The sequence below is a fragment of the Acinetobacter sp. WCHAc060006 genome, from assembly GCF_004209135.1.
In the GTDB taxonomy this organism is placed as follows: Bacteria; Pseudomonadota; Gammaproteobacteria; order Pseudomonadales; family Moraxellaceae; genus Acinetobacter; species Acinetobacter cumulans.
In genome coordinates, this window is record NZ_SGSS01000015.1 from 25,309 (window position 1) to 46,104 (window position 20,796).

A 20,796-nucleotide genomic window follows, 5' to 3' on the forward strand; every position below is an offset into this window, starting at 1 on the left:
TCACAAACTTAAATACAATTTTGTATAATGATTTATTTTTTCAAAACTCGTTATTTCTTTGGTATTTTTGTATATATAATCCTGATGTTGTACATATTTTAGACGCATCAACTCTTGTCTAATATTTAATTCATAAGCTAACACAATATAATGTGTACTTATTTCATTATTAAACACACAATCATCATAAAAATGCTCAAACACGCCTAGAAACTTGGCATCTGCACGAGTAATACCTGATTTAATACCAAGCTCCTCGCGCACCAAACGAACAAAAGCATCATCCAGAGTTTCATTTTTACGTACTCGCCCACCAGGCACAAACCAATAGCCCTTTGCAGGTGCATTGACACGTTTACCCAATAAAACCTCACCCTGCTCATTTCGAACAATCAAATCAATCGAAATCAGCGGAGTATGCTGTATAACACTTTTAAAAGTTTCGTCTGGTAGCCACATATTTAAGACCGCGCAGAATCAATATTGTTTAAATACCACTGATAAGCATCACGTAAACCATCTTCCAATGAAATACTGGCCTTCCAACCTAAATCAGCTAAACGGCTTACATCCATCAGCTTACGTGGTGTGCCATCAGGTTTAGTCGCATCAAACTCAAGACGACCTTGGAAACCAGTAACTTTAGCAACCGTTTCTGCTAGTTCACGAATGGTACAGTCAATACCTGTTCCAACGTTAATATGACTCAACATTGGCTGCGTATTGGCTTTAAACGTTTCAGTATCTAACTCCATTACGTGAATGCTGGCTGCTGCCATATCATCAACATACAAGAATTCACGCATTGGCTTACCACTACCCCAAATGGTTACCACTTCAGCATTGTCTTTTACCGCTTCATGGAAACGGCGAAGCAATGCAGGAATTACATGGCTATTTTCAGGGTGATAATTATCATGCGGACCATACAAATTCGTTGGCATTACGCTACGATAATCACGCCCAAACTGACGGTTGTAACTTTCACACAGCTTAATACCCGCAATTTTTGCTACAGCATAAGGTTCATTGGTACTTTCTAAGACACCCGTCAAAAGCTCAGACTCAACCATAGGCTGCTGTGCCATTTTAGGGTAAATGCATGATGACCCTAAGAACATCAACTTTTGTACATCATTTACATGGGCAGCATGTATTACATTTGCCTCTATCATCAAATTTTGATAAATGAAGTCCGCTGGATATTCATTATTGGCATGAATACCACCCACTTTTGCTGCAGCTAAATACACCTGGTCAATTTGATGGGTTTTAAAAAAGTCATTTACTGCTACCTGACTACATAAATCAAGTTCGGCATGTGTTGCTACTATAATATTTGTGTAGCCTTTGGCTTGAAGCTGGCGCACAATTGCTGAGCCGACCATCCCACGATGGCCAGCCACAAAAATGCGTTGATTTAAATCAACTGACATTTGTTAGTGCTCCAAAGATACAGATACGTTATGACCATGGGCTTTTAATAATGCAATACGTTGTGCTTCTTTCAAATCTTCAGCCACCATTTCAGCACACATTTCTTGCACTGTAATTTCAGGTGTCCAGCCAAGGACTTCTTTTGCTTTAGATGGGTCACCAAGTAATGTTTCAACTTCAGCAGGGCGGAAATAACGCGGATCTACAGCAATCAATACATCCCCAACATTCACTGAAGGTGCATCATCACCTTCTACCTTAACGACAATACCTTTTTCATCCACACCCGTACCCGTGAATTCCAAAGTAATGCCAAGTTCAAGTGCTGACCATTCAATAAATTGACGCACACTATACTGAACACCTGTCGCAATAACAAAATCTTCAGGCTGATCTTGCTGTAACATCATCCATTGCATACGCACATAATCTTTAGCATGGCCCCAGTCACGCAGTGAATCTAAATTACCCATATATAAACACTGGTCTAAGCCTTGAGCAATATTGGCTAAACCACGGGTAATTTTACGTGTTACAAAGGTTTCACCACGTCGTGGTGACTCATGGTTAAATAAAATACCATTACATGCAAACATGCCATAAGCTTCACGGTAGTTCACTGCAATCCAATAGGCATACATTTTAGCTACTGCATACGGTGAACGTGGATGGAACGGCGTTGTTTCTTTTTGTGGAATTTCTTGGACTAAACCATACAATTCAGAAGTAGAGGCTTGATAAAATTTAGTTTTCTTTTCTAAGCCTAAAAAGCGGATTGCTTCCAATAAACGTAGTGTACCAATCGCATCTACATCTGCAGTGTATTCTGGTGACTCAAATGACACTGCCACATGTGACTGTGCACCTAAGTTATAAACTTCATCAGGTTGAACTTCCGCCAAAATACGCGTCAAGTTTGATGTATCTGTTAGATCACCATAATGTAAGTGTAAACGAGCATGAGACTCATGTGGGTCTTGATAAATATGGTCAATACGTTGGGTATTAAATAATGAAGAACGACGCTTAATACCGTGTACTTCGTAACCTTTTTCTAATAAAAATTCTGCAAGGTAAGAACCATCCTGACCTGTAATCCCCGTAATCAGTGCTTTTTTCATCGTTAAATTCCAATCAAGTTATTAAATATAAATGGTATTAATTATCGCCAAATAAATCACGTGTATACACTTTATCTAACACATCATCCAAATCTGCCACTATTCTATTTGCAATAATAATATCAGCAGTGGCTTTAAACTCGTGAATATCTGTTAATACTTTTGAATTATAAAATGTGCCCTCATTCAAAGCTGGCTCATAAATTACCAACTCAATGCCTTTTGCTTTAAGGCGTTTCATAATGCCTTGTATTGCAGACTGCCTAAAATTATCACTGCCTGCTTTCATTACCAAACGATAAATCCCAACAACCTTAGGTGATTTTTTCAATATTTCTTCTGCAATAAAATCTTTACGTGTGGTATTCGATTGAATTATGGCAGAAATTAAGCTCTGAGGTACATCTTGATAATTGGCTAAAAGCTGTTTGGTATCTTTAGGTAAGCAATAACCACCATAGCCAAATGATGGATTATTATAATGCGAACCAATGCGTGGATCTAAACCAACAGCCTGAATAATATCTTTCGAATTTAAACCACGAAGTGCACAATAACTATCTAGCTCATTAAAATAAGCTACACGCATTGCCAAATAAGTATTTGAAAACAATTTAACTGCTTCTGCTTCCGTTGCGTCCATCAACAAAACATCAACATCATCTTTTAAGCAAGAATTTTTAAATAAAAGCCCGATGGTCTCACCAACGTCACTTTTTTCACCAACGACAATCCGCGATGGGTACAAGTTATCAAAGAGTGCTTTGCCTTCACGCAAAAATTCTGGGGCAAATACAATATGCAAATCTGAATATTGATTTTGCATTTTTGCTGTAAAACCAACTGGTATTGTCGATTTAATAATAATGATCGATTTACTTTGAATTTCACTTAAATGAGCTAATACTTGCTCGATTGAGCTTGTATCAAAATAATTTGTGCTCTCATCATAGTTTGTTGGTGTTGCAACAATAATAAAATCAGCCATAGCATAAGCTTCATGCTGATCCATCGTCACGTTAAAGTGAATATTTTTTTTAGTGAGATACTGTTCAATTAACTCATCTTGGATGGGTGATTTTAATTGTTGTAACAAATTTACACGATGTTTATCTATATCTAATGCAGTAACTTCATGTTTCTCTGCGAAAAGCATCGCATTTGAAAGCCCCACATAACCCGTACCAACTACTGTTATTTTAGACATTCGTCCTCACCGCTCTTCTTGGTTAAATATATGCACATGTCCCATTATTCCATTGGCATTCATTTACATTATGTTTCAAAGTAAATTGCAGGCATAATAATTGCCATAACTTATAAAATAATCATTCAAAAAATTTTAACGCGAGGAATTATACATATTTTTTACAAAATCTGCGAAAAATACGCTTCATTTTATTTAAATATAATTCTCTCATTATAATATAATCAGATTGTATTTTTACCTAACAAATCCATCCACATGATTTTCAAGGATTTTATGCAAACTCAACCTATCTTCATCTTTATGTATCTTTTCAAAATTTACATAAACTTCCTTCATTTCTTTAATGCTATAAAATTGCTCAAAAGATTTTAAAATCCGCTCATGCTTTGTTTTTTCAACATTTTCTGCATCAATTAATAATTCTTCATACAATTTTTCACCTGGTCTTAGCCCAGTAAATTCAATCTTAATATCCCCAAGCCCTTTTTCATCTACAGGCTTAAAACCACTCAAGCGAATCATTTGTTTGGCTAAGTCTACAATTTTAACAGGCTCACCCATATCTAATAAAAATACATCACCGCCAGTACCCATCGCCCCTGCTTGAATTACCAGCTGTGCAGCCTCTGGAATAGTCATAAAGTAACGCGTTACTTCAGGGTGCGTCACTGTCACAGGTCCACCGTTTGCAATCTGCTTTTTAAACAATGGCACCACAGAACCTGATGAACCCAGCACATTACCAAAACGTACAATACTGATTTGAGTCTTTGGATTTGTCGATGCTAAACCCTGACAATACAGCTCTGCCATACGTTTAGAAGCACCCATCACATTGGTTGGACGTACCGCTTTATCCGTTGAAATTAAAACAAAAGTTTCAACATTTTGATTCACCGCAGCATCTACACTGCGCTGTGTGCCAATTGAGGTATTGTAAATACCTTCAAATGGATTTGCCTCCACAAGCGGCACATGCTTATAAGCCGCCGCGTGATACACCGTTTGTACCGCATATTGTTGCAATATACGTTCCAGTTTTGACTGATTGGTGACAGAACCTAAGACTGGAATAATTTGTATATCAGATGCCTGCAATTCACGGTCAATTGAATACAAAGCAAATTCAGACATTTCAAACAGCACCAGCATTTTCGGCTGATGCTTCACGATCTGACGGCATAGTTCAGAGCCGATCGACCCCCCTGCCCCTGTCACCATGACCACTTTATTTTTAATGTTTTTTTCTAACAATTCAGCTTTAGGCGGTACAGGATCACGCCCTAGCAAATCAATAATATCCACTTCACGAATATCTGAGACTTGGACTTGCCCATCGACCAACTGGGTTACCCCAGGCAACTCCATAATTTTGACATCTGCCGAATCAAAAGATTCAATAATCTCTTTTTTTCGTGCACGTCCGACCGAAGGCATCGCAAGTAAGACTTCTTCAATACCAAATTTACCCAATTTAGTTTGTGCTTTTTTGGGTGAATAAATCTTTAAACCGCTTAATGACTGTCCTTTTAAAGAGCGTTTATCATCGATAAAACACACTGGTAAATAGTCATCTGAACGGTTTAGCGCTGCTGCAATTTGCTGACCTGCTAAGCCTGCACCATAAATTGCAACACGTTTACGGCTTTGTTTTTTGGCAAAGGTTTTTAATGTTGCATAACGAATGACTGCACGGCTCCACCACATGTATGAAAACAGCATAAAGCCATACATCAGTGGAATACTCATGGGAATAAAAGCGACATTCAGTTTTTTAATCGTATACAAGGCCACGATTTGAATAAATGTCCCAATTAATATCCGTAACAAATAGTCTTCATTAAAAGAACGGACAATTGCGCGGTAAATCCCAAGTAAAGCAAAAATAGCAATGCCAAAAATACCGACATAGATATACCAAGCATCTAAGCCTTGCATGACCTGTACATTCGGACGCGCCAAACGAATGGCATAAGCCAGCCACATCATCAACGGTAAAACACAGATATCCATCAGCACCAAAACAATTTGCTTTTGGCGACGCGGTAGTGATGCTATAGATCGGATAATGTCTTTCACAACGTGCTCGAATCAGGTCAAGGGAATATTCGCGCCTAATATTATACGCGCTTTTCAGGTTTAGATTTTTGCGATGACTTGCGTAATGACATCCACGGTTTTTTGCATGCTGGCATCCGACAATGTTGGATGTACCAAGAACATCAAACTGCTTTCACCGAGTTGCTTTGCATGTGGCAATGATTGTTTTGGACGCCATGCTGTGCCATCAAAGGCTTTTTCTAAATATACTTCTGAACATGATCCACTAAAGCATGGAACAGCTTGAGATGACATTTCCGCCATGATGCGGTCACGTGACCAGCCTTCTGGCAAAGCATCAACATTGACTTGCACATAGCATTTATAAGCGGCATGTACATAATCGTTTGACGGTTTCGCTACCGTAAAATAAGGGCTACTTTCAAATACGGCTTGGATACGCGCCATATTGGTATTACGTTTTGCCGTCCATTCAGACATTTGTTTGAGTTGCAGACGACCAATCACGGCTTGCATTTCCATCATGCGCCAGTTGGTACCAAATGAGTCATGCAACCAACGGAAGCCCGGTGGATGTTGTTTGTTATAGACGCTATCAAAGTTTTTGCCGTGATCTTTATACGACCACATTGTTTTCCAAAGACCTTCATCATTGGTGGTGACCATCCCGCCTTCACCGCCTGTAGTCATAATCTTGTCTTGGCAGAATGACCATGCCCCAATATGACCAATTGAACCTGCCGATTTACCTTTGTACATCGCGCCATGTGCTTGGGCACAGTCTTCAATTACAAAAATGCCTTTTTCCTCAGCCAATTGCATGATCGGATCCATATCACACATCCACCCTGCCAAATGCACGCAGATTATCGCTTTGGTATTGGGTGTTAAAACAGCTTCAATGCTACGGCGTGAGATATTTTGTGAATCCAGTTCAACATCGGCAAAAATCGGGTTTGCACCTGCGGTGACAATTGAACTTGCAGACGCTAAGAACGTCCGTGAGGTGACAATCACATCATCGCCTGCACCAATACCCAAAGCTTTGAGGGCTAAATCGAGTGCTACTGTACCATTGGCAACGGCAACCGCATGCTTGGTTCCTGCAAACTGTGCAAATTCCTTTTCGAATTCACGGCATTCCTGACCTGTCCAATAATTCACTTTATTGGATAATAGGACTTTTGACACCGCATCGGCTTCTGCTTGGGTAAAGCTTGGCCAAGGCTCAAATGCACTGTTTAACATGGAATTTTCCCAGTCTAAAAATCGAGTTTAAAAATCTATTTTGAAGCCACAATTCGGGCAGGATTACCGACCACAGTGACGCCTGCGGGTACACTTTTGGTCACGACAGCACCCATACCCACAATTGCACCTACACCAATCACTAAAGGCTGATCAGGTGTGCCCTGCTTAATCATCGCACCCGCGCCAATATAGGCATGCGCGTGTATATGAATATTGCCGTTGCATTTTACGCCTGGCGCGAAAGTAACGAAATCCCCAATCACACAATCATGCTCGACATAACTGTATAAATTGGCATGAAAACACTTGCCAATTTTGACATTTGAGCCAATGCTGACAAATGGACTTAAAGCCGAACCTTCAGCAAGTTCAATTTGATCCATTAAAACTACATTATCCGCAGTGATCGACCAAAGCTGAATGCCATCCGCTTCTAAACGCTGAGCAATTTTTTCACGCACACGACTATTGGCAATCGCGATTTGCACACATTTTTCAGAAACAGTTTCATTTAAAAAAGCTTGGTAATTCATGGCACGATGACCATTTACCTCACCAATTTCTGTCAAAGCATCATCAATAAAGATAATTTCAGACGCATCACCTTGACGTGCCAATTGTTGACGCGCGACAGGCATCAGGCTACGCCCACAACCTGAAGCCCCATAAATCGCATAGAGTGTTGTCATTATTTTTGTTCCGGTGTGCCGGTAAATTTTGTCATGGTTGCCTCGCCTTCGGCACTAATATCATCCTTGGCAATCACTTTTTTCACGGTTTTTAGCATGATTTTAAAATCGAGCCATAAGGACTGATTTTCCACATACCAAGTATCGAGTTCAAACTTTTTTTCCCATGAAATGGCATTGCGACCATTCACTTGAGCATGACCTGTAATGCCCGGACGCACGTTATGACGCTTGGCCTGCTCATGATTATAGAGCGGTAAATACTCCATCAATAATGGTCGTGGTCCGACAATACTCATATCGCCTTTAATCACATTCCACAGTTCAGGCATTTCATCCAAACTGGTGGCACGGAGCATTTTTCCAAATGGCGTCAGACGCTCACTGTCAGGTAAAGGATTACCCTGCGCATCGAGCGCATCTTTCATGGTGCGAAACTTCACCATTTCAAACGGCTTGCCATGCAGACCCGGACGCACCTGACGGAATAAAACAGGCGAACCTAAATTCTTTTTTACCTTATGCGCCACAATAAAATACACAGGCGACAGCAGAATTAAAGCGGTCGATGCAATCGCAATATCTAAAATACGTTTGATCATCGCAATATTCCCATTTCAGCCATCATGTGTGCATTAACCTGATGTACATCGTATTTATTCAGCGCGATTTCACGTGAACGCTGTCCCATATATTCAATCAATTTTGGATCTTCAATAAAGTACTGCATGCTTTGCACCAAATCATCGACTGATTTCACCCCGACCAAATAACCATTTTGCCCATGTTGAACAGTTTCACGACAACCTGGTGCATCAGTGGTAATAATCGCACGTCCCATCGCCATCGCTTCTAACACGGTACGTGGCGTACCTTCACGATACGACGGCAATACATAGACCGAGCTTTGGCTAATCGCAGGACGCACATCTCTCAGTTTACCCCAATAGTTGAGACGACCATCGGCAATCCATTCATCAAGTTCAGCTTGGGCAATGACTGAGGGATTATCATCAATCCAACCGACCAAATGAAACTCTGTTGCTGGGTGTTTTGCTTTGATGATCCGTGCGGCTTTGGCATATTCACGTACGCCTTTATCACCGAGCAAACGTGCAATCAGTAAGAACGAAGCTTTGACTACGCCCGCATCATTTTGCGGTAAGGGCAATACATCAAAGTCTTGCACATTCACCCCTGAGCCATTCACCACCACCGTCGGTTTTTCAGCTTCAAGCAAATGCATGTCTTGGAATAACTTCAAATCATCAGGATTTTGGAAAAAGACTTTATCACTATGTTTCAAGGCTTGTGCATATAAACCATGCACCATTTTTTGGAACAGACTACGTTTGCCCGATTCGACATTTTGGAAGGCATAACCTAGACCGGTAATTAAAGCAAAGCGATGTGGGACTTTTGCCAACCATGATGCCAGCGTGCCATAAATGACTGGCTTAATGGTATAAGACAGCACATAGTCAGGCTGAATGCGACGAATCTGCTGATACAGGTTTTTAAGTAATTTTAAGTCTGCAACAGGATTAGTGCCGGTGCGTTGCATTGGAATATCATGCACGATGTAGCCGAGCGACTGCAACTGATGATACTCGTCAGGGAACGTACTCAGCTCAGGCGCCATGATGTGAATCTCATAGCCTTGATTTGCAATCGCTTCTAACAGCTTGCCACGGAAGTTCAGTGCAGAGGGCAAATAACTACATATCATTAAAAACTTCATGCCTGTTGGCTCCACACCTGCATATATTGACCGCTGACGGTTTCGATACTGAAATTCTGTTCAACCCGTTCACGCGTTGCTTGTTTTAAAGCGTGTTTTTCTGCTTCTGTTTTTTGCACATACACCAAAATTGCCTCTGCCAAAGCTTGTGCATTGCGTGGCGGTACAATTGCGCCTAAGTCCTGCACAATGTATTTAGCATCGCCAACATCGGTGCTGATACACGGTAACCCTGATGCCATCGCTTCTACCAAGACATTCGGAAAACCTTCAGTAATTGACGTCATAAGAAATGCATCAATCGATTGATAGAACGCAGGCATATCTGAAATTTGATCCAGTAGATGTACCTTTTCGACATCTAATTGATACTCTTCAAATAAGGCTTTGACGTCCACATTCTCGAAACTCGCCCCGCTCCCTGCAATTTTAAAGATGATGTTCTCATCTTTCAGTAAGCCCATGGTTTCAAATAAATACGGATAGCCTTTTGCCGTGTGGTAACGCCCTGCAAAACCAATCACGGTTGGCTGATGCAATTCAGGGTTCGGCTGAAATTTATCAAGAAATACCCCATTGGCGATCACTTGGCTATTTGGGTTTTGAAAGCCAAACGCTTGGTGCTGTTCCAATGAAGAATGCGCACAATAAATAATGTGATTTGGCTGTTTTGATAAGATTTTACTTAAACCTAGAGCAATCTTGGTGCTGATGGATTCATCTTTCGGTGAAGCCAACGAGTGATGAATGCCCCATACCACCTTTGGTTTTTTAGCTAAGCCAATGACACTCAAACTGGTTAAGGCATTGGCATGGTACATCCAACATTGCACGGTTTTTGGTTGTAACTGCTTTAGCAATTTACGTAATTTTTGAATGGTACTCAGGGTATTGATGCCATTCCAACCTAAAGCATAATGTGACTGACAACGATCGAGCGTGCTTTGATAGATGCTCGATGTTTTCATTAAACTGATGATCACGTGCTGATATTGGTTTTCAGTATATTGAATCAGACGCGCCAGCATCATTTCTGCACCGCCCACCCCTGCAAAGTTGGTGATCACATGCACCATCAACGGTTTGCTCATGTTGCAGACTCCATCATGTTTAAGTACTGCCTCAATACCGTTACTTTGTGGAATTGCTGAATATGCGCTTCAAAATCAGCTTCTGAATAATCTACATAATCGGCAAAAATTGCCTGTTGCATAGCTTGCGTCAAGCCTGCTTGATCATTGCATTCGACCAATAAGCCAAACTTGGAGTTTTCTAGAATTTCCATTGGCCCACTTGGACAATCAGTACTCACCACTTTCACTTTAGACGCAAGTGCCTGAATCAACACACCCGGTAGACCCTCCCAATTTGAACTTAAAACAAATAGCGATGCATATTTAAAATAGGCATACGGGTTTGCATCAAAGCCCGGTAAATCTACGACATCGTTTAAACCTAAGTCCGATACCAAAGCTTCAAATTCAGTACGTAACTCGCCTTCCCCTAAAATAATCAGACGGGTTTCAGAATGCTGATCATGTAAGGCTTTAAAAGAACGGATTAGAAAACCAAAGTTCTTTGCTTCAGTCAGACGTCCTACCGCCAAAATCACTTTATTGTGATCATCAAAAAATCGGTGTGTGACAGGCGCTTTAAGCTTTTCAAAATAGGCATCATCCAGCACAGGGTTATAAATGGTGCTCAGATTATTATTTTTATAGCCATAATATTCACGAAAGTCCGTTTCTACACCTTTGGAGACACAAACCACTTGCTGTGCCATGGGATAGGTCCAATTCACCAAAGTTTTCAGCACAAATTTAGCAATGCCCTGCAACTTCAAATTTTTGGACGGTGTCGATACTTCACGAAAGATTAAAGCGGTTTGAACGCCTGCCAGTTTTTTGGCAATGCCTGCCACAATATTAGTATGCGTTTGCGTTGCCACCAAGCAGTCATATTGCTCAGCTTTCAGTTTCATTTTTAAGGGAGTAATGCTATTCATCACCCGACCGCAATTAAAATTCACCAATTGAATTTTCGCGCTGACTTCAGGCAAGAGTTTGGCTTTATCACCTGTGACATCACACACGCCCAAATGAATATTCAGACCTTGTTCTGCAAAGCTGTTCGCCAGTTGAATGACTGTACGTTCTGCACCGCCACCGCCCAAGCTTGGCAAAAAGAACATGACTTTATTCAACATAATCAGACCTAAATTTTAAAATGGGAGAATATTAATGCGGTGTTTTTGATGCTTGAATTGCCATGGCGCGCTCAACCCGCTCACGATAATCCGTAATACCAGCTAAGTCAGTATCACTGGCACAGGTGCTTTGAATTTTGGCTTGATAGTCTGCAAAACTGGATACCACTTTGGCAGGTACGCCAATCGCCACGCTATGATCTGGAATGTCTTTGGTCACCACCGAGCCTGCACCAATCACCACATTAGAGCCAATGCTCACACCGGGCATAATAATGCTATTGACCCCAATAAATACATGCGAACCGACTTGAATTGGTGCAAAGCGTTGGTAGCGTTTACCTTGCTCATCTTTCACCAAACAGGTACTGCCATCATGGGTAATAAATTTCACCCCTGAAGTGACCGTCACATGATCACCAATGCTGACCAAAAATGGTTCTGAGCCCCAGCTTTTAATATAAATTCGGCAATTTTCACCGACTTTCACACCTTTTTTACGTGCATAAGCCACACTGCCTTTTGCCATAAAATAAGCCAAATCAAACAGCTGTCGAAAAGCAGAAACCATAAATGACATACACAGTACCTGAATGAGGCGAGGCGACTTAAAAGGAGGAAAATAAGTCAGCTATTTTACGCTGAAAATCCACTTTACGATATGGAAAACGCAGTCACGATGCAGGATGAAAAAATAAGATCACAGCGATTTGATTTTTCTAGCAGGACTGCCGACATAGACACCCGATTCATCCAAAGGTTTCGACACAAGGCTACACGCGCCAATCACCGAATCACTTGGAATTTTCACACCATCAAGTACCGTCACCCGCGCACCCAGCCAAATATTTTCGCCTAAACTGACCCCTTGTTTAGTAATTGCATCTTTTACCAAAAGATCAGGTTCACCAAATTTATGATTACTGGCAATGATAATGCTTTGCGTGCCTATACGGGTGTTATCGCCAATGCTCACACCGCCACAGCCATTGATAAATGACTTAGAGTTAATGCTGACATCTTTACCAATCGACACCTTGCCACCAAAGCATTTGATGTAACAACTTTCACCAATGAAACTATTATCCGCGATTTCTAAAATTGCACCTTGCTCGACGATTAAACTGACATGATCGCCAATATAAACATTCTGACCAATCTTCACTTGTCCACTAATTTCGACCGTACAGGCTTTACCGAAATAACGAAATTTCGTGCCAAAAGCCACATTATAAAATTGCTGACGGCATTGTGCAGTGAACCAACTCATCAGCTTTAACAGTTTAAAAAACATCAGCTTTTGTTTCTCCACACTACATATAAAATGGCAAAGTTATAAATGATTAGTGCCACAGGCACCGCCAAGAGCATATAAATTTTATCGGCACATAAAACATATAAACCTGCAAATAAAGCGAACTTAATCATGAGTTCTACCATTTGCAGTTTAAATAACACTTGGCTATTGCGCTTGGCAATTAAATAAGCCGAACTTGGCGGATTACAAAAAACCGCCCAATAGCCCAACGCCAAAATTTGGAAATAGGTCGAGATGCCAACCCATTCAGAACCGAAAATCCAAAGATATAGCGATTCAGGCAAGATAAAGAAAATTGCAAAAAGAGGCAGTGATACCAAACTTAAAAGCACACTTGCCTTCAAGGCATTCTTATTTGAATCCGTGCTTTTAAACTTACGGATAAAAAATTGACGTAAGGTTTGTGAAATCAAATTGATCGGAACACGTAAAGTCCGCTCAACAATGGCATAAAAACCCATCGCCTGCACACCGACAAAATGCGACACCACATAGTACGGCAAATTATGTGAAAAACTATTCAGCAAGGCATGAGGCGTATTGGCATAGATAAAGTCTTGATAATTTTTAAACGCGCGCCAACTGACTTGATAGAGCTGATACTTCATTAAATAAATCAGCACTGCCACAATCATCAGGATCGAGCTAACATTGTAGCTATTCACCAAACTGATCTGCATAAACAGTGGCAAACTCAATTGCACTGCAACCACAATCGCACTTCTAAAAATATTTAAGCTCGCACAAAAATATTCCTTATGCGCAGCAAATTGATAGTTATAAACGCTTTGAAGCAAGGTATTGGCAAGCACACCAGTTGCCACAGCACATGCCATTTCAACATTTAAAATCAGACTGATAACGATGCCACTCATCACAGCGATTACTGTTGAAAAGACTGCACCCTCAAAAATCAGGCTTTTTTTATCTTGTTCCTCAGCGACCAAAAGCGCTTGATCCAAACGTAAATTGGCTACTGTTGAAAGCACACTGACAATCGCCAAAGCAATGCCATACGCGCCAAAATCAGCAACAGAATAGAGGCGTGTTAAAACAGGAAGTGCGATAAATGTCATTATCGCACCTGCCAGTAAACTTAAGGTAATCAGTCCAATAGACTGATATTTTGCGAAGAGTTTCGCAATCATCGGTTCAAGATCATTTTAAATTATTGACGTACCAACGCATGGCCAATTGAATGCCTTCGGCAATTTTAAACTGCGGTGCATAACCCAAACCTTGCTCAATTTTAGCAATGCTGGCTTGTGAATGACGTACATCTCCTGCACGGAATTCACGGTACACAGGATCACGCTCAAAGTTCACCGCATTTTCAGCAAGTGCCACTTGAATGGCGCGATATAACTCATTCAGCGTAGTACGGTCACCCACAGCCACGTTATACACTTGGTTTTTAGCGTCATCAGATGCTGTTGCCGCCAAAATATTGGCTTGAACCGTGTTATCGATGAAACAGAAATCACGGCTGGTTTCACCATCACCATTGATGAAGACATCTTCACCAGCGATCATCGATGCTGTCCATTTTGGAATGACTGCGGCATAAGCACCGTTTGGATCTTGGCGCTGACCAAACACGTTAAAGTAACGCAGGCCAATCGCTTTAAAACCGTAGCTGCGTGCAAAGACATCGGCATATAGCTCATTCACGTACTTGGTCACTGCATACGGTGAAAGCGGATTACCAATGTTTTCTTCAACTTTTGGCAATGCAGGATGATCACCATAAGTCGAACTGCTGGCTGCGTATGTGAAGCTGGCAACCCCTGCATCACGCGCAGCAGTCAGCATATTTAAGAAACCGCTGATATTGGTGTCATTAGTGGTAATCGGATCGGCAATCGAACGCGGTACAGAACCTAAAGCAGCTTCATGCAAGACATAATCCACACCTGCACAGGCTTTTTGGCAGTCGGCAAATTGGCGAATATCACCTTCAATAAAACTGAATTTTGCCCATTGCTCAGCAGTGACTAAACTTTGTACTTCATCCAAATTATGCTGGTGACCTGTAGCAAAGTTATCTAAACCCACTACGGTTTGGTTGAGCTTAAGCAATGTTTCGAGAAGATTCGAGCCAATAAAGCCCGCAACACCTGTGACTAACCATGTTTTAGGCGCTGTTTTAAGGTTTTCACATACCTGTTGATATTGATTCATTTTGGTATGCCTCTTACAAACGAAGATCAGATTCAGCTTGAGATAACACGTATTTCAAATCATAGAGTACATGATCAGCCTTACCCAAAGCACGAATGGCATCTACGCCCATGTCTTTAAATTGCTCATGCGCGACTGCCAAAATCACAGCATCATATTCACCTTGTGCAGGCGCTTGTACAGGCTGAATCCCATATTCATGCACAGCTTCAGCAGCATCCACCCATGGATCATATACATCAACATTGACATGATATTCTTGCAATTCTTTCACAATATCAATGATGCGGGTATTACGAATATCCGGGCAGTTTTCTTTAAAGCTTAAGCCTAAAATTAAGACTTTGGCATCTTCTACTTGAATGCGTTTTTTCAGCATGGCTTTCACCAACTGCGTTACTACATAAGCACCCATACCATCATTTAAACGGCGACCCGCTAAAATAATTTCTGGGTTATAACCAATCGCTTGTGCTTTATGGGTTAAATAGTACGGGTCAACGCCAATACAGTGACCGCCAACCAAACCCGGACGGAATGGAAGAAAGTTCCATTTGGTACCTGCTGCTTGTAATACCGCTTCGGTATCAATACCCATTTTATTGAAAATCAATGCCAATTCATTAATTAAGGCAATATTCACATCACGCTGGGTGTTTTCAATTACCTTGGCTGCTTCTGCCACTTTAATGCTGGCTGCTTTGTGTGTGCCTGCTTCAATAATCAGGTTATAAACTGCATCAACATAATCAGCGACTTCAGGTGTAGAACCCGAGGTGATTTTTAAAATATTCGTCACACGGTGCAGTTTATCGCCTGGGTTAATACGCTCAGGGCTATAACCTGCATAAAAATCTTGATTAAATGTTAAACCTGAGTTTTTCTCTAAAACAGGAATACAAACTTCTTCCGTTGCACCCGGATAAACCGTTGATTCATAGACAACCACATCACCTTTTTTCAACACTTTTGCAATGCTTTCTGAAGCTTTAACCAATGGGGTTAAATCTGGTTGTTTATATTCGTCAATTGGGGTAGGTACAGTAACAATAAAGAAATTACAGTCTTCGAGTTGCTGTAAATTCGTGGTGTAGCTTAAATGTGCTGCTTGTTGTAATTCTTCAGGTGAAACTTCTAAAGTATGATCCTGCCCGCTTTGTAGCTCATCAATACGCTTTTGATGGATATCAAAACCCACCACGGGTACTTTTTTTCCAAATTCTACTGCAAGAGGAAGTCCCACATAACCTAGACCAATAATTGCTATTTTTAGTTCAGAAAGCTGTAACATACAGAAGCCTATGCGATCGATGATGAATCATCATGACATGATAATGAGCTTGCTAATATAGCAGAATTTGCTACTAAATGATGCGCTAGAATAAGCGATCACCACATAAATCAACTGGAATACAACCCGAGATACATTATAGAAATAGTCTTAACAATATTTATAAATGCTTATTTTAATAAATCAGTTCAATATTCAAATACATATTAAGCAGCACCTAAAAACAGATGAACTGGCTTACATCAGATATTTTTGAAAAGCTTACGACGCAAAGTTTTCTTGTGTTATATTAGCGCACAATAATGGTATAAATTCATACCGTGTTTTAATCTATATTTTGGGTTTTGTTAACCCGTATGTGTGTGACCCAATTATTTTTATAAATAGGATTTGATTTAGAGTGGACTTATACCGTTACAGTTTAATCGCAGCTCTCAGCTTGGGAATGACTGGCTGCGCAATTACTTCAGGCTTACAAACCTATGATTTACCAAGCGAAGGTTTATACCAAACTGAACTTGGCACACAGGTTAATGTGGTAAAAATCACACAAGAATCTCTTCCTGCTTTCCAGCCTGCTCAATTTAATCAACAAAGTTTTGCGCATTTATTTAATCGCACACATAACAATTATAAACTCAGTGCTGGCGATATTCTGTCTATATATTTATGGGCTTATCCAGAAATTACACCACCCACAAATAATGTTTCAAATGAATTAAATGCTCAAGCTAATGGTTATCAAATTGACCAGCAAGGTTATATTCAATTCCCTGTCATTGGTCGTTATAAAGCCTCAGGTAAATCGTTGGCCCAAGTCAACCAAGAACTTCGTAGTCAATTGTCACGTTATCTTAAAACACCTGATGTAGTCGCACGTGTTTTATCCTATCAAGGCCAGCGTTACTCAGTTCAGGGTAATGTCATGAAAGGTGGACAGTTCTTCCTCAGTGATCAACCTGTTAGTGTATATACTGCCTTAGGTCTTGCTGGTGGGGTAAATACACAATTTGGTGACAATACTTCGATTACCTTAGTGCGCCAAGGACAAACCTATACGCTCAATAGTATTGAATTAGAAAAAGCAGGCTATTCTCTGCATAACCTGCTCATTCAAGCCAATGATACGCTCTACGTCAACTCACGTGAAAACCAAAAGATTTACGTGATGGGTGAATCTGGAAAAAATCAATCCCTACCAATGCGTGATCAAGGGATGACGCTCAGCGATGTGTTGGGTGAAAGCTTAGGTTTAAATCCACTTTCTGCAAGTCGTGGCAAAATTTACGTCGTACGTAGTGGTGCCGATCATCCAGTGACTGAAATTTATCATTTAAATTTAGCCAGCATTGGTGACTTTGGCTTGGCCAATCAGTTCAAGATGCGTAGTAATGATATCGTGTATGTGGATGCATCTGGGCTTGCGCGCTGGCAACGTGTCGTCAATCAAGTCCTACCCTTCTCTAGCGCAATTTCCAACTTAGATCGGTTAGGTCAGTAATGCAGATTCAAAATATCTTAGTGGTCTGCATTGGTAATATTTGTCGTAGTCCTATGGCAGAATATTTTTTTAAACAGGAACTTCCTCATTTAAAAATCCATTCCGCAGGTATTTCAGGTCTGGTCGGACATCCTGCAGATGAAAAAGCGCAACATTGCATGGCGGAATTGGGGATTCAAATGCAGGCACATGTGGCGCGTAAATTGAATGCTGAACTCATCAAACAAGCAGATCTGATTCTGGTGATGAGTCAAAATCAGCAAAAACATGTCGAGCAGACTTGGCCTTTTGCCAAGGGAAAAACCTTTCGCTTAGGTCATTGGCAAGGACGCAACGTTGCCGATCCTTATCAAAAGGATCAAGAAACATTTAATGAAGCCTGTGCACTCATTCAGCAATGTGTCACTGACTGGAAAAACCATATTTAATTATTTTTGAATGACGATTATGAGCCAACAAAACACCAATACTGAAGATACCATTGACTTAAAAGAATTATTTTTCTCATTAATTGCTCAGTGGAAACTGATTGCGCTCTGCGTTATTTTAAGTTTGGTCTGTGCCCTACTCTATTTACGTGCCACGCCAGATACATATTCTGTCGATGCTTTAGTACAAGTAGAGGAAAATAAAGGCGCATCAGCAGCATTGCTTGGCGATCTATCAAGTATGATTGATCAAAAACAACCTGCTCAAGCAGAAATTGAAATCTTAAAATCACGCTTGGTTTTAGGTTCAGTTATTCAAAATCTCAATTTAGATATACAAATTTCGGGCTCACAAGACTCATTTACAGATCGCTTATTTAGTCCACATGCTTATCAAACGCAATATCTGAATAAATCTGTCATTTTCCAAGATGATGATCAAGCCTTTGATGTTCGTCAATTTAGTGTCCCAGCAGGCTATTTAGACAAAACCCTTATCTTAGGAATTAAAGCTGGTCAATTTACCTTAACAGACCAAAAGACCGAACAATTAATTTATACAGGTCGTTTAAATCAAAACAATCAATTTACTACCTCAGAAGGCCTCTGGAAAGTTGCAATTTATAGTCAAGATGATTTTAAAGATCACTTCTTTATTCAAAAGCAATCTATTCCTGTAGCTGTTAGTAATATCTTAACTAACTACTCAGTGGCTGAAAAAGGTAAAATGACAGGGGTACTCGGTTTAAATTACCAAGGCCAAGACAAAACTCATATCACTAAAGTGCTCAATGCCATTTTATTGGCATATAGTCATCAGAATATTGAACGCCGTTCAGCAGAAAGTGCACAAACTTTAAAATTCTTGGATGAACAATTACCAGAATTAAAAAAACAACTGGATACAGCTGAACGTGAATTTAACAAATTCCGTCAACAATATAATACGGTAGATGTCACCAAAGAATCTGAACTGTACTTAACACAAAGTGTAACCCTAGAAACACAAAAAGCAGAGTTAGAGCAAAAAGTTGCCGAAGCTGGCGCGAAGTACACCAACGAACATCCTGTGATGCAGCAGATGACAGCCCAGCTGAGTGCGCTGAATAAAAAAATTGGTGAATTAGAAAGCACACTCAAGCAACTGCCTGACCTACAACGTCGTTACTTACAGTTATATCGTGAAGTTGAAGTCAAAACACAGCTATATACGTCTTTGTTAAACTCTTACCAACAACTACGTATTGCCAAAGCGGGTGAAATTGGCAATGTTCGCATTGTAGATACTGCTGTAGAACCCATTGCACCAATCGCCCCTAAAAAGTTACAAATCTTAATTTTGTCTATTTTCCTAGGTGGCTTCTTAGGTACACTCCTTGCATTACTGCGTAATATGATGCGCACAGGTATTAAAGACTCATCACAAATTGAAAATGAACTTGATTTACCTGTTTATGCCACTGTACCGCGTTCACCAGTACAAGAAAGTCGTATTAAACTGTTAAAGAAAAAGAAAACGATCCCTGTTCTTGCAGTTAAAAATAACGATGACATTGCTATTGAAAGCCTACGTAGCATGCGTACCGCGATTCATTTTGCAATGAGTAGTGCCAAAAATAATTTAATCATGATTTCAGGCCCAGCACCTGAAGTGGGTAAATCATTTATCTCGACCAATTTGGCCGCAATTTTGGCGCAAAGTAATAAGCGCGTATTGATTATTGATGCAGATATGCGTCGCGGTTATTTGCATAAATATTTCAACACTGAAAATACCCCTGGTCTTGCTGATTACTTAAATAACCAACAGAATCTAGATGCGATTATCAAACCATCTGAAATTTCTGGCTTAAGTGTAATTACTCGTGGCAAGAGCCCAACGAATCCATCAGAACTTCTCAGCTCTGCAAAATTCGCAGCACTTTTAGAGCAACTTTCACCACTCTATGACCATATCATTATTGATACACCGCCTGTGTTGGCTGTGACCGATGGTATTATCATTTCACAATATACTGGTGTAAATCTGGTGATTGTACGCTTTGCTAAAACGCAAATGAAAGAGCTTGAATTGACCATGAACCGCTTTGAACAAGTGGGTGTCAAAATTAATGGTGTGATTCTGAATGATATTCAGCGTGGCACAGGTGGTTATGGCTACGGTTATGGCTATAATTACTCTTATGGTTATAAAGCCAATAAAGATCAGGACTAAATCTTGATTGTTTAAAAACCAATGCACTGCATTGGTTTTTTTATGCCAGCAAAGACTTTAAAGCACAGTAAAATAGGCGATTAAATCCATTTTATTTGTATGATAAATGTTTTATACATTCAGTCTGTTATAGAATATTTTATATG

At 40.3% G+C, this 20,796-nt stretch carries 19 protein-coding genes; 3 read left to right on the forward strand and 16 right to left on the reverse strand.

Annotated elements, in window-relative coordinates; translation table 11 throughout:
- The 16 genes from EXE29_RS10190 to tviB form a co-directional block, all read right to left on the reverse strand.
- On the reverse strand, nucleotides 1–459 hold the full coding sequence (locus tag EXE29_RS10190; protein WP_120364581.1) for a GDP-mannose mannosyl hydrolase: 459 nt from the start codon (nucleotides 457–459) through the stop codon (nucleotides 1–3).
- 2 nt (nucleotides 460–461) lie between these two features.
- Nucleotides 462–1,436, reverse strand: a complete 975-nt coding sequence (gene fcl / locus EXE29_RS10195; protein ID WP_120364582.1) for a GDP-L-fucose synthase — start codon at nucleotides 1,434–1,436, stop codon at nucleotides 462–464.
- A gap of 3 nt (nucleotides 1,437–1,439) precedes the next feature.
- Nucleotides 1,440–2,558 carry a GDP-mannose 4,6-dehydratase gene (gene gmd, locus EXE29_RS10200; protein ID WP_120364583.1) on the reverse strand — a complete coding sequence of 373 codons (1,119 nt, stop codon included), beginning with the start codon at nucleotides 2,556–2,558 and terminating at the stop codon, nucleotides 1,440–1,442.
- A 37-nt stretch (nucleotides 2,559–2,595) separates the two neighbouring features.
- Nucleotides 2,596–3,765, reverse strand: coding sequence for a nucleotide sugar dehydrogenase (locus tag EXE29_RS10205; RefSeq protein WP_120364584.1), 1,170 nt, complete (start codon nucleotides 3,763–3,765; stop codon nucleotides 2,596–2,598).
- 237 nt (nucleotides 3,766–4,002) lie between these two features.
- Entirely contained in the window at nucleotides 4,003–5,847 is a 1,845-nt protein-coding gene (locus EXE29_RS10210) for a polysaccharide biosynthesis protein (RefSeq protein WP_120364585.1), read from the reverse strand.
- A gap of 60 nt (nucleotides 5,848–5,907) precedes the next feature.
- Nucleotides 5,908–7,077 (reverse strand): DegT/DnrJ/EryC1/StrS family aminotransferase, encoded by a 1,170-nt coding sequence (locus EXE29_RS10215; protein ID WP_120364586.1) that lies wholly within the window; start codon nucleotides 7,075–7,077, stop codon nucleotides 5,908–5,910.
- 35 nt (nucleotides 7,078–7,112) lie between these two features.
- A complete protein-coding gene (locus tag EXE29_RS10220; RefSeq protein WP_120364587.1) occupies nucleotides 7,113–7,769 on the reverse strand; it encodes a NeuD/PglB/VioB family sugar acetyltransferase in 657 nt (218 codons plus the stop codon).
- A complete protein-coding gene (locus EXE29_RS10225; protein WP_120364588.1) occupies nucleotides 7,769–8,371 on the reverse strand; it encodes a sugar transferase in 603 nt (200 codons plus the stop codon). The genes EXE29_RS10220 and EXE29_RS10225 overlap by 1 nt, the downstream gene beginning before the upstream one ends.
- Complete coding sequence (locus tag EXE29_RS10230) at nucleotides 8,368–9,510, reverse strand: glycosyltransferase family 4 protein (protein ID WP_120364589.1); 1,143 nt, start codon at nucleotides 9,508–9,510, stop codon at nucleotides 8,368–8,370. Before EXE29_RS10230 ends, EXE29_RS10225 begins: the two co-directional genes overlap by 4 nt.
- A complete protein-coding gene (locus EXE29_RS10235) occupies nucleotides 9,507–10,601 on the reverse strand; it encodes a glycosyltransferase (RefSeq protein WP_120364590.1) in 1,095 nt (364 codons plus the stop codon). The genes EXE29_RS10230 and EXE29_RS10235 overlap by 4 nt, the downstream gene beginning before the upstream one ends.
- Nucleotides 10,598–11,716 carry a glycosyltransferase gene (locus EXE29_RS10240; protein WP_120364591.1) on the reverse strand — a complete coding sequence of 373 codons (1,119 nt, stop codon included), beginning with the start codon at nucleotides 11,714–11,716 and terminating at the stop codon, nucleotides 10,598–10,600. Before EXE29_RS10240 ends, EXE29_RS10235 begins: the two co-directional genes overlap by 4 nt.
- 31 nt (nucleotides 11,717–11,747) lie before the next feature.
- Complete coding sequence (locus EXE29_RS10245; protein ID WP_120364592.1) at nucleotides 11,748–12,296, reverse strand: acyltransferase; 549 nt, start codon at nucleotides 12,294–12,296, stop codon at nucleotides 11,748–11,750.
- 120 nt (nucleotides 12,297–12,416) lie between these two features.
- Entirely contained in the window at nucleotides 12,417–13,010 is a 594-nt protein-coding gene (locus tag EXE29_RS10250; protein WP_120364593.1) for an acyltransferase, read from the reverse strand.
- Nucleotides 13,010–14,182 carry a lipopolysaccharide biosynthesis protein gene (locus tag EXE29_RS10255; protein ID WP_120364594.1) on the reverse strand — a complete coding sequence of 391 codons (1,173 nt, stop codon included), beginning with the start codon at nucleotides 14,180–14,182 and terminating at the stop codon, nucleotides 13,010–13,012. Before EXE29_RS10255 ends, EXE29_RS10250 begins: the two co-directional genes overlap by 1 nt.
- A 10-nt stretch (nucleotides 14,183–14,192) precedes the next feature.
- The gene (locus EXE29_RS10260; RefSeq protein WP_120364595.1) at nucleotides 14,193–15,215 is read right to left on the reverse strand and encodes an NAD-dependent epimerase/dehydratase family protein; all 1,023 of its coding nucleotides are present in this window, start codon (nucleotides 15,213–15,215) and stop codon (nucleotides 14,193–14,195) included.
- A 13-nt stretch (nucleotides 15,216–15,228) separates the two neighbouring features.
- A complete protein-coding gene (gene tviB, locus EXE29_RS10265; protein WP_120364596.1) occupies nucleotides 15,229–16,506 on the reverse strand; it encodes a Vi polysaccharide biosynthesis UDP-N-acetylglucosamine C-6 dehydrogenase TviB in 1,278 nt (425 codons plus the stop codon).
- Nucleotides 16,507–16,951: 445 nt separating this feature from the next.
- On the opposite strand from tviB, the gene EXE29_RS10270 reads away from it, so the two are divergent.
- Genes EXE29_RS10270 through EXE29_RS10280 form a run of 3 tightly spaced genes read left to right on the forward strand, consistent with a single transcriptional unit; the run spans nucleotide 16,952 to nucleotide 20,650 of the window.
- Nucleotides 16,952–18,007: a polysaccharide biosynthesis/export family protein gene (locus EXE29_RS10270; protein WP_120364611.1), complete on the forward strand. Its 1,056-nt coding sequence runs from the start codon at nucleotides 16,952–16,954 to the stop codon at nucleotides 18,005–18,007.
- Complete coding sequence (locus EXE29_RS10275; protein ID WP_106985615.1) at nucleotides 18,007–18,435, forward strand: low molecular weight protein-tyrosine-phosphatase; 429 nt, start codon at nucleotides 18,007–18,009, stop codon at nucleotides 18,433–18,435. The genes EXE29_RS10270 and EXE29_RS10275 overlap by 1 nt, the downstream gene beginning before the upstream one ends.
- A gap of 19 nt (nucleotides 18,436–18,454) precedes the next feature.
- Entirely contained in the window at nucleotides 18,455–20,650 is a 2,196-nt protein-coding gene (locus EXE29_RS10280) for a polysaccharide biosynthesis tyrosine autokinase (protein ID WP_120364612.1), read from the forward strand.
- The last annotated feature ends 146 nt before the right edge of the window (nucleotides 20,651–20,796 follow it).

Coding starts and splice junctions, on each gene's coding strand:
- EXE29_RS10220 (WP_120364587.1), bottom strand. CDS start 7,769: ATGACAACACTCTATGCGATTTATGGGGCTTCAGGTTGTGGGCGTAGC.
- EXE29_RS10270 (WP_120364611.1), top strand. CDS start 16,952: ATGACTGGCTGCGCAATTACTTCAGGCTTACAAACCTATGATTTACCA.
- EXE29_RS10240 (WP_120364591.1), bottom strand. CDS start 11,716: ATGTTGAATAAAGTCATGTTCTTTTTGCCAAGCTTGGGCGGTGGCGGT.
- EXE29_RS10255 (WP_120364594.1), bottom strand. CDS start 14,182: ATGATTGCGAAACTCTTCGCAAAATATCAGTCTATTGGACTGATTACC.
- EXE29_RS10205 (WP_120364584.1), bottom strand. CDS start 3,765: ATGTCTAAAATAACAGTAGTTGGTACGGGTTATGTGGGGCTTTCAAAT.
- EXE29_RS10275 (WP_106985615.1), top strand. CDS start 18,007: ATGCAGATTCAAAATATCTTAGTGGTCTGCATTGGTAATATTTGTCGT.
- fcl (WP_120364582.1), bottom strand. CDS start 1,436: ATGTCAGTTGATTTAAATCAACGCATTTTTGTGGCTGGCCATCGTGGG.
- gmd (WP_120364583.1), bottom strand. CDS start 2,558: ATGAAAAAAGCACTGATTACGGGGATTACAGGTCAGGATGGTTCTTAC.
- EXE29_RS10225 (WP_120364588.1), bottom strand. CDS start 8,371: ATGATCAAACGTATTTTAGATATTGCGATTGCATCGACCGCTTTAATT.
- EXE29_RS10245 (WP_120364592.1), bottom strand. CDS start 12,296: ATGTCATTTATGGTTTCTGCTTTTCGACAGCTGTTTGATTTGGCTTAT.
- EXE29_RS10280 (WP_120364612.1), top strand. CDS start 18,455: ATGAGCCAACAAAACACCAATACTGAAGATACCATTGACTTAAAAGAA.
- EXE29_RS10190 (WP_120364581.1), bottom strand. CDS start 459: ATGTGGCTACCAGACGAAACTTTTAAAAGTGTTATACAGCATACTCCG.
- EXE29_RS10235 (WP_120364590.1), bottom strand. CDS start 10,601: ATGAGCAAACCGTTGATGGTGCATGTGATCACCAACTTTGCAGGGGTG.
- tviB (WP_120364596.1), bottom strand. CDS start 16,506: ATGTTACAGCTTTCTGAACTAAAAATAGCAATTATTGGTCTAGGTTAT.
- EXE29_RS10260 (WP_120364595.1), bottom strand. CDS start 15,215: ATGAATCAATATCAACAGGTATGTGAAAACCTTAAAACAGCGCCTAAA.
- EXE29_RS10230 (WP_120364589.1), bottom strand. CDS start 9,510: ATGAAGTTTTTAATGATATGTAGTTATTTGCCCTCTGCACTGAACTTC.
- EXE29_RS10215 (WP_120364586.1), bottom strand. CDS start 7,077: ATGTTAAACAGTGCATTTGAGCCTTGGCCAAGCTTTACCCAAGCAGAA.
- EXE29_RS10250 (WP_120364593.1), bottom strand. CDS start 13,010: ATGTTTTTTAAACTGTTAAAGCTGATGAGTTGGTTCACTGCACAATGC.